Source organism: Actinoalloteichus spitiensis RMV-1378 (assembly GCF_000239155.1).
Lineage (GTDB): Bacteria > Actinomycetota > Actinomycetes > Mycobacteriales > Pseudonocardiaceae > Actinoalloteichus_B > Actinoalloteichus_B spitiensis.
In genome coordinates, this window is the sequence record NZ_AGVX02000193.1 from 1 (window position 1) to 7,304 (window position 7,304).

Genomic DNA, 7,304 nt, shown 5'->3' on the forward strand with positions numbered 1-7,304 from the left:
GGGTTGGCAACGGGTTGTCCCGCAGGCAATCTGTAGTACCTCCCGAAGCACATCCTCCCGATGTTGTGAGGTCCTGCGATGCGGGTCAGCTCCACGGTGACGCTGAAGGAAACACCTCCTCCCCGGTGGGTGCCCGGCAGCCGGGGCCGCTCCGGTTCCGAGGGGCCCTCCCTACCCCGCCGTGCGGACGAACGACGTCGACGACCACGGCCGGGCCCCGCCGACGACGAACGACCGGTGTCGCACGGCGTACCCGGTCCACGCGACATCCCACGCGGCTGTCGTCTCCCCTGACCTCCTGTTGCGAAGCGGGCGGCCTCTGACGGGCGGCGTCGGGGGCCGCTCGCGCCTGTTCGGGTCGGGACCACCGGCGAGGCCGCCCTCCCGCCCGGCCGGGTTGGTCCCGCGCACGGGGCTCACCCCCCGCTCCCACCCCACCGCCTCACGAACCCGCGCAGCCGTCGTCCAGCGCCTCCGGCCGGTCGGGCGGGAACGGCGGGGACGGGGACGCCGAAGGGTCCGGGGCGGCGCTAGGCGGTGCCGGTTCCCCTTCGGAGGGAGCGGTTTCCCGTTCGAGACCGGTTCCGGGATCCGGGCAGAGGGTCACCGGCCCGGTCCGGTCGTCGGAGGGCGGCGGCTCCACGGGTGACGGCGGCGCCACCCCGGAGGGGGGGAACCCTTGTCCCGGTACGACCTCTGGAACAGAGCCCAGGTCCGCGGCCAGCGTGAAGGCCCCGACGAGGACGAGGGCGCTACCGGCCGCGCTTCCCGCGATCCGCCACACCCTCCGGCGCCGCAACACCCGGTGGCCCCGGAGGACGACATCCGTCGCCTCCGTCCGCACCGGGGGACCCTCGTCCTCGGACCAGCCGGAGAACAGCGACCGGGCCTGCCGGACCGCCTCGTCCTCACCTCTCAAGATCGCCTCCGCTCGGTGGTCGCGGCGAGTTCGGGGAAGTGGTCGGAAAGACGCGCGCGAAGCCTCGTGAGCGCGCGACCGACATGGCTCTTCACCGCTCCCTGGGAGCAGCCGAGGACCCTCGCGGTCTCGGCGACGGTCAGATCGTTCCAGTACCGGAGGACCAGTACGGCACGTTGTCGCGCCGGGAGGGTGGCCAGCACCGACCACAGGATCATCCGGTGCTCCACCTCGTCGTCGCGGTGGACGGTGCCATCGGGGACCTCGGCGGCGCATCGTTCCCGCCGGCGCCACAGCCGGCGGTTCTCGTCCAGGAACGTGCGCACCAGCACTCGACGCGTGTAGGCGTCGAGCAGGTCGCGGTTCGTCAACCTCGGCCAGGCGAGGTAGACCTTCAACATCGCCGCCTGGAGCAGGTCCTCCGCGCGCTGCCAGTCGCCGCACAGCAGGTAGGCCGTTGCCCGCACGCCTCGGGACCTCTCGGTGAAGTAGCGGCTGAACTCGGCGTCCCGGACCGCGCGGTCGTTCTCCCCCACCGCCGCCAGTCCCGTCGGGAGCAGGGCCGGGACCGGTCCGCCCCGGAGCGGAGCGGACCGGTCGGCGGCGTGCGCCGTGCCTCGGGGCATCAGGAGCCGGGACGCCCGTCAACCGGAGCCGGGGACGGAGCCACCGCCGCTCCGTCGGTCGAGGGCGTGTTCCTGTGTTCGGGCGCTGGTACGGGTTCGAGGACGGGGGTCGGGTCTTCGGAGGGTGGTGCGGGTGCGGGGGTTGGGTCTTCGGAGGGTGGTGCGGGGTGGGGGGTCTGCGGCCCCGGTTGGGCCGCCGGCGGCCTCGAATCGGTCGGCGTGGGTGAGTCGAAGGCGAGGGCCCCACCCCCACCGAGGACCAGCACGGCCACCCCAGTTCCCAGAAGCAGGCGAACACGGCCCGCGCTCGTCAACCGAGCACGCATGGCATCTCCTTCGGGTTGTGCTCCACCCGCTGGCGGAGCCTGTGCCCGAATGACAGGGGCCGGCCGCCGTGAACGGATCACCCCTCGCAGGAAATGTGACCACGGTCACTGATCGCGTCCTCGGTCGCCGCACGGGGATGTCCTCAGTGCACCACCCGCACCGCCGCCGACTGCTCGGACGGCGTGACCGTGACCAGGTAGCGGTCGGGCCCGGGCCTGCCGAGAGCCACCCACTCCCGGTAGGCCGCCTCGACCTCGTTCCACAGATCACGCGGGCCGTCCTGCCTGACCTCACTCGTGCCGGGGCGGCCGTCGTAACGGACCCGAGCCCACGACCGCGTGACCGCGTCCACCAACAGGAGGGTGTGCGGAGCACCCCGGTCACGAGGAGGGGCGTGCCGCCAGCCGCAACCGGGAACCCGAACCCCGACCGCCCACCGCGCTTCCCAGGTACCCGCGACCCGCCACGGCTCCAGCGCGGTACGGCTGAGCCGCCCACCGGTCGAACCGGTCAGCACCGACGGGGACACCACCGCGGGCCGGTGCTGGCGGAGCGGCAGCGCGTCCACCACGCCGAGGACACGTCCGACCGCTCGGTCGTCCCCGGTCACGTCGAACCTCACCAGGGCGGCCGCCCCGGCGAACTCGCTCCGGACCGGGGCCACCACGGTTCCCCCGGTCCGGGTCTGCGCCACCCACGTCCACGGGAAGCCCCCGAGCCGCACGGCAGCAGTCGACACCACGCGGTCGAAGGGCGCGCTCCCCGGGTCACCGGCTGCTCCGTCCCCGCACACCACCCGGGCCGAGAACCCGTGTTCGGCCAGCGAGACCCTCGCGACGCCCGCCAGCACCCTGTCGACCTCCACCGAGACCACGTTCTCCGAGCCGAGCCTTGCCGCCAGCAGCGCCGTGCCGTACCCGGTGCCGGTGCCGATCTCCAGCACGCGGTCGCCCTCCTGGACGTCGAGTGCCTCCAGGACGCGCAGCAGCAGGTCGGGCCGGGATGTCGAGCTCGTGCAGTGCCGACCGGTGCTGTCCGGCCAGACGGTGTTGCCGTCGTCGAACTGCGTCAGCACCGGCGAGTTCGTGTAGACCGCGTCGTACCAGGCCGCCGGATCGGCCTCCCGGTCGACGGGGCGCCTGCGCCCCGACCCGTCGTCGGTCCAGATCCGAGGGGGGACGAACCACTCCCGGCGCACCGAGGTGAACGCCGACCGCCAGGCCGAGCAGAGAAGACCGTGTTCCGCCAGTTGCGCGGTAAGCCGCTCCGTCCTCGTCATCACCCGCCGATGTCCCGTCGTTCGCTGGAAGCGCCGTGGACGCACGTCGTTCGCCGCCGTCCGGGGAGTGAGCCTCCAGGGACGCCCGCTGTGCGGGAGGTGACGAACCACCCTGCGAGTATCGGTCCGGCCGCTGGAGATCCGCTGAACCCCGGCTGGATGCGGGCCTCCCGGTGTCCCGCGTCCTCCCGGGCGGCGAGCCACCCGCCGTCCGGATGGCCGGTGCGAGGCAACTGGCCGCGTGCGGTGCGCGTCCTTGTGGGTGTCGACGGTTCTCCAGTGCGAGGCGGGCGACTGTCTCGTGGAAGGACGGGAATGGCAAACCGACTGCTCTACCTGGTACGGCATGGCGAGTCACGTGACGACGAACTCACTCCGGTTGGCTGGCGGCAGGCCGAGTTGCTCGGCGCCCGGTTGCGGGACGTGCCCTTCCACGCGATCCACCACAGCACCGCCACCAGGGCCGTCCAGACCCTGGAAGCGCTCACCAAGTACCTGCCGGACGCGCCTGTCTACCCCTCCGACCTCCTGCGTGAGTTCATCCCGTCGATCCCGGGGCCAGAGGAGCTGACACCGGCCCAGGCGGAGTTCTTCGAGAGCTTCCCCCAGGAGGTCCTGGACCGCGAGGGGCCGGCCCAGGCCACCGCGGCCCTCGCCCGCTACGGCGGCATCCCGCGACGCGCCAAGGACGACATCCGGGAGTTGGTCGTCAGCCATGGCAACGTGATCAGGTGGTTCACGAGTGAGGCCCTGGGCGCGTCCGAGTCGACCTGGCTGAACATGATCGACTACAACTGCTCGCTCACCGTCCTGCTCTACCGGTCGGGGCGGGCTCCGGCCGTGGTCACCTACAACGACGTGGGACACCTGCCTCCGCAACTGCGCGGTACCGAGTACCCGCAGGAATGGCGGATCTGACCACCCGCTTGGCCGCCTGGTGCCCCGGTGCGAACGCCGCGGCCGGTCCCCTGGAGACGGGGTGGACGTCCTCCGCTCTCCCGCCTCCCGGTGGTCCGGGGCGGGTGACGTCGCGCCGTCGACCTGGCGCACGGGGGAACGACGGTCGTCACGAGATGACGGGTGCCCCGTCCACCCCGGTCGCCCGACCTCCGGGCGGTTGGCCTCGCCCGACAACCGCCCGCGACGTCCTGGTCGCCGGCCGCGCCCCGTGCGCGGACCGAGCGGTCGTCAGGCGCGGGCGGGCCGCCGGGGCCGGTGTTCGCCGGGGTGCGGGGCGCTCCGCCCAGCCGAGGTGGTCCTGTCGTCTGCCGGACCACATCGGCCGGTACCGGTGGGGGAACGGCTCCGACATCGGCCGGTGGTGGTCCGCGACGATTTCCCCTCGGCCGGCACCGGACCGGTCCAGAATTCGGGGCCGGTCTCGTGAGGTCACTCTCCGTCGACCAATTCCACCTGTACGGGTGGACTCTCTGGAGTGACAGGGGTATGAGGTGACACAGAACGACGGCGAGCATTTAAGGTCTGTGCCCGTGGAACAGCGACGGCTTGGTGAGTCCGGTTTGACCGTGAGTGCCGTCGGCCTCGGCTGCAACAACCTCGGGCGACCGGGAACGGTGACGGAGAGCCTGGCCGGCGCCCGGTCCGTCGTGGACACGGCGTTGGAGATGGGCATCACCTTCTTCGACGTCGCCGACGTCTACGGCGCACCGAGGGGGCGGAGCGAGGAACTGCTCGGGCAGGCCCTCTCCGGACGTCGCGAGTACGCCGTGGTCGCGACGAAGTTCGGGATGGACATGCAGGGGCTGAACGGTCCCGACTTCGGGTCCCGAGGTTCCCGGCGCTATGTGCGCCGGGCCGTGGAGTCGTCGCTGCGCCGGCTGAACACCGAGTGGATTGATCTCTACCAGTTACACAGACCGGACCCGGCTACTCCCGTCGAGGAAACCCTTTCGGTACTGGATGACCTCGTTCGCGAGGGGAAGATCCGGTACGTCGGCCACTGCAACCTCGCCGGCTGGCAACTCGCCGACGCCGCGTGGATCGCCAACACCGCCAAGCTGACGGCGCCGGTAGCCGCCCAGAACCACTACTCGCTGCTGGAGCGCGAGGCGGAACGTGAGGTCGTGCCCGTCTGCGAACGGTTCGGAGTCGGGCTGGTGCCGTACTTCCCGCTGGCCAACGGATTGCTGACGGGCAAGTACGACCGCGACACCCCGCCGCCGCCAGGGAGCAGGCTCGCGGGCCGACGTCGGCTGCTGGCCGAGGCCCCCTGGGACCGCATCGACCGCCTGCGGGACTTCGCCGCACGGCGCAACCTCAGCCTCACCGACGTCGCGATCGGCTGGCTGGTCGCTCAGCCGACCGTCTCCACCGTCATCGCGGGAGCCACCAGCCCCGAGCAGGTCAAGGCGAACGCCGTCGCCGGCACGTGGCAACCCACGCTGGAGGACCTCGTCGAGATCGACGCGATCTGCCCGCCCGGAACGCGGTGACACCAAGTCGCGCCCGGCACTGCCCGCACCGGGCTACTCGGTAGTAAGTTTCCGCTGGGACTGTTTCGACGGGTCAACGGCGACCCGATGACGGCGAGGGAGTACGGATGCAGATCACGGGCAGTGCGGCCATCGTGACCGGGGGCGCCTCCGGACTGGGCGGAGCGACCGCGCGGGCACTGGCCGAAGCGGGAGCCAAGGTCTTCGTGCTGGACCTGCCGGCCGCCCTGGAGCGCGCCGAGGCCGTCGACGGGGTCGAGCTGATCGCGGCCGACGTCACCAGCGCCGAGCAGGTGTCCGCGGCGATCGGGAGGGCGGTCGATTCGGGCGCGCCCCTGCGCTTCGCCGTCAACTGCGCCGGTATCGGCAACGCGGGGCGCATCCTGAGCAGGAAGGGCGTGCACGACCTGGAGCTCTTCCGCCGCGTCGTCGAGGTCAACCTGATCGGAACCTTCAACGTCACCCGGCTCGCCGCCGAGCAGATCGCCAGGACCGAGCCCGTCGACGAGGCCGGTCAGCGCGGCGTCGTGATCAACACGGCCTCCGTCGCGGCCTTCGACGGGCAGGTCGGACAGGCGGCGTACTCGGCGTCCAAGGGCGGAGTGGCTGGCCTGACGCTGCCGGCGGCCAGGGACCTCGCGTCCTCGGGCATCAGGGTCATGACGATCGCCCCCGGAATCCTGGACACCCCGATGATGGCCGGCGTGACGGAGGAGTTCCGGAAGAACCTGGCGGCGAACGTGCCGTTCCCGCAACGCTTCGGCCGCCCCGACGAGTACGCCAGGTTGGCGCTGTCCATCATCGACCAGGACTACCTCAACGGCGAGGTGATCCGCCTCGACGGTTCGCTGCGGATGCCGCCGCGCTGAGCACCGGCCTCGCCGGGCGCCCGGAAACCGGGCGCCCGGAAAACGCCCTGCTGGGCACCGGCCTTCCACGGCCCCACCCCGCCTTCCGGGGGAGGGTGGGGCGGCGCCGGCGGTGCGTGGTCCCGCGTCCGGTTGCCACGTCCCTGGACTCGGTGACCGAACCGCCCAGGAGGTGGTGGCCGGTCGGCCCCGGAAGCGGGTCCCCAGGCGTGGCGAGCGGTCTCCCGGCGCTGTCCCCCACCGCCCGGAACCGGGGGCCAGCGACCCCGTCATCCCGCACCGGGTCGTGTTGACCCATCAGCCCATCCGGTGCGGTGGCCCCTCCCCGTGGCAGCGCGGCAGCCCGCCGGCCGGGACGTCCCCCACCCGCCGGCCACCACCACGCTGACGCGGCCATTCGGGTGGTGTCGGCGGGGCTGGGTTTTCCCGAGCAGGCACGGGGAACCCCGTGACCAACGCGGTCAGGCCACGATGGACGGCCTCGAGCGGCCAGGCCGTTACCAGGACCACGCGGACACGCCCGGGGGTGGTACGAGTGTGGGGAGCGGGCGGGTCACGCACCCCCACCCTTCCTGGGGACAGCCCCGTGGCCAGCCCAGGAGCGGGGGGAGGCGGGGTACCACCGCGACGAAGTCCTCTGTGGACAACCGTACCGCTGTGGACGAGCTCTCGGGTCCGGAAGCCGTCGCCCCGACGGCCCCGCGCCGTGTTGGTGACCCGGAAGCAGGCGAGGAACTCACCCCGCACCCCCCGAGGTCCACACCGGCCACCACGAACCAGCCTCGCGACCGAGGAGCACTCCGAGGTCGGCTGAGGCACGGGCCGGCCGCC

6 protein-coding genes are annotated in these 7,304 nt (G+C 72.2%); 3 read left to right on the plus strand and 3 right to left on the minus strand.

Going from position 1 to position 7,304, the window contains the following annotated elements:
* Positions 1 to 442: 442 nt before the first annotated feature.
* From ACTIDRAF_RS0209900 to ACTIDRAF_RS0209910, 3 genes are all read right to left on the minus strand, one after another.
* On the minus strand, positions 443 to 919 hold the full coding sequence (locus ACTIDRAF_RS0209900; RefSeq protein WP_016698581.1) for a hypothetical protein: 477 nt from the start codon (positions 917 to 919) through the stop codon (positions 443 to 445).
* Positions 916 to 1,545 (minus strand): SigE family RNA polymerase sigma factor, encoded by a 630-nt coding sequence (locus tag ACTIDRAF_RS0209905; protein WP_016698582.1) that lies wholly within the window; start codon positions 1,543 to 1,545, stop codon positions 916 to 918. The genes ACTIDRAF_RS0209900 and ACTIDRAF_RS0209905 overlap by 4 nt, the downstream gene beginning before the upstream one ends.
* Before the next feature lie 469 nt (positions 1,546 to 2,014).
* Positions 2,015 to 3,151, minus strand: coding sequence for a methyltransferase domain-containing protein (locus ACTIDRAF_RS0209910; protein ID WP_016698583.1), 1,137 nt, complete (start codon positions 3,149 to 3,151; stop codon positions 2,015 to 2,017).
* Between the two features lie 315 nt (positions 3,152 to 3,466).
* On the opposite strand from ACTIDRAF_RS0209910, the gene ACTIDRAF_RS0209915 reads away from it, so the two are divergent.
* The 3 genes from ACTIDRAF_RS0209915 (at position 3,467) to ACTIDRAF_RS0209925 (ending at position 6,473) form a co-directional block, all read left to right on the plus strand.
* The gene (locus ACTIDRAF_RS0209915; protein ID WP_016698584.1) at positions 3,467 to 4,069 is read left to right on the plus strand and encodes a histidine phosphatase family protein; all 603 of its coding nucleotides are present in this window, start codon (positions 3,467 to 3,469) and stop codon (positions 4,067 to 4,069) included.
* A gap of 572 nt (positions 4,070 to 4,641) precedes the next feature.
* Entirely contained in the window at positions 4,642 to 5,604 is a 963-nt protein-coding gene (locus ACTIDRAF_RS0209920; RefSeq protein WP_016698585.1) for an aldo/keto reductase, read from the plus strand.
* Between the two features lie 107 nt (positions 5,605 to 5,711).
* Complete coding sequence (locus ACTIDRAF_RS0209925) at positions 5,712 to 6,473, plus strand: SDR family NAD(P)-dependent oxidoreductase (protein WP_016698586.1); 762 nt, start codon at positions 5,712 to 5,714, stop codon at positions 6,471 to 6,473.
* The last annotated feature ends 831 nt before the right edge of the window (positions 6,474 to 7,304 follow it).

Excerpts from the sequence above, each read along its gene's own strand:
- ACTIDRAF_RS0209915 (WP_016698584.1), top strand. The coding sequence starts at position 3,467 with ATGGCAAACCGACTGCTCTACCTGGTACGGCATGGCGAGTCACGTGAC.
- ACTIDRAF_RS0209910 (WP_016698583.1), bottom strand. The coding sequence starts at position 3,151 with ATGACGAGGACGGAGCGGCTTACCGCGCAACTGGCGGAACACGGTCTT.
- ACTIDRAF_RS0209905 (WP_016698582.1), bottom strand. The coding sequence starts at position 1,545 with ATGCCCCGAGGCACGGCGCACGCCGCCGACCGGTCCGCTCCGCTCCGG.
- ACTIDRAF_RS0209925 (WP_016698586.1), top strand. The coding sequence starts at position 5,712 with ATGCAGATCACGGGCAGTGCGGCCATCGTGACCGGGGGCGCCTCCGGA.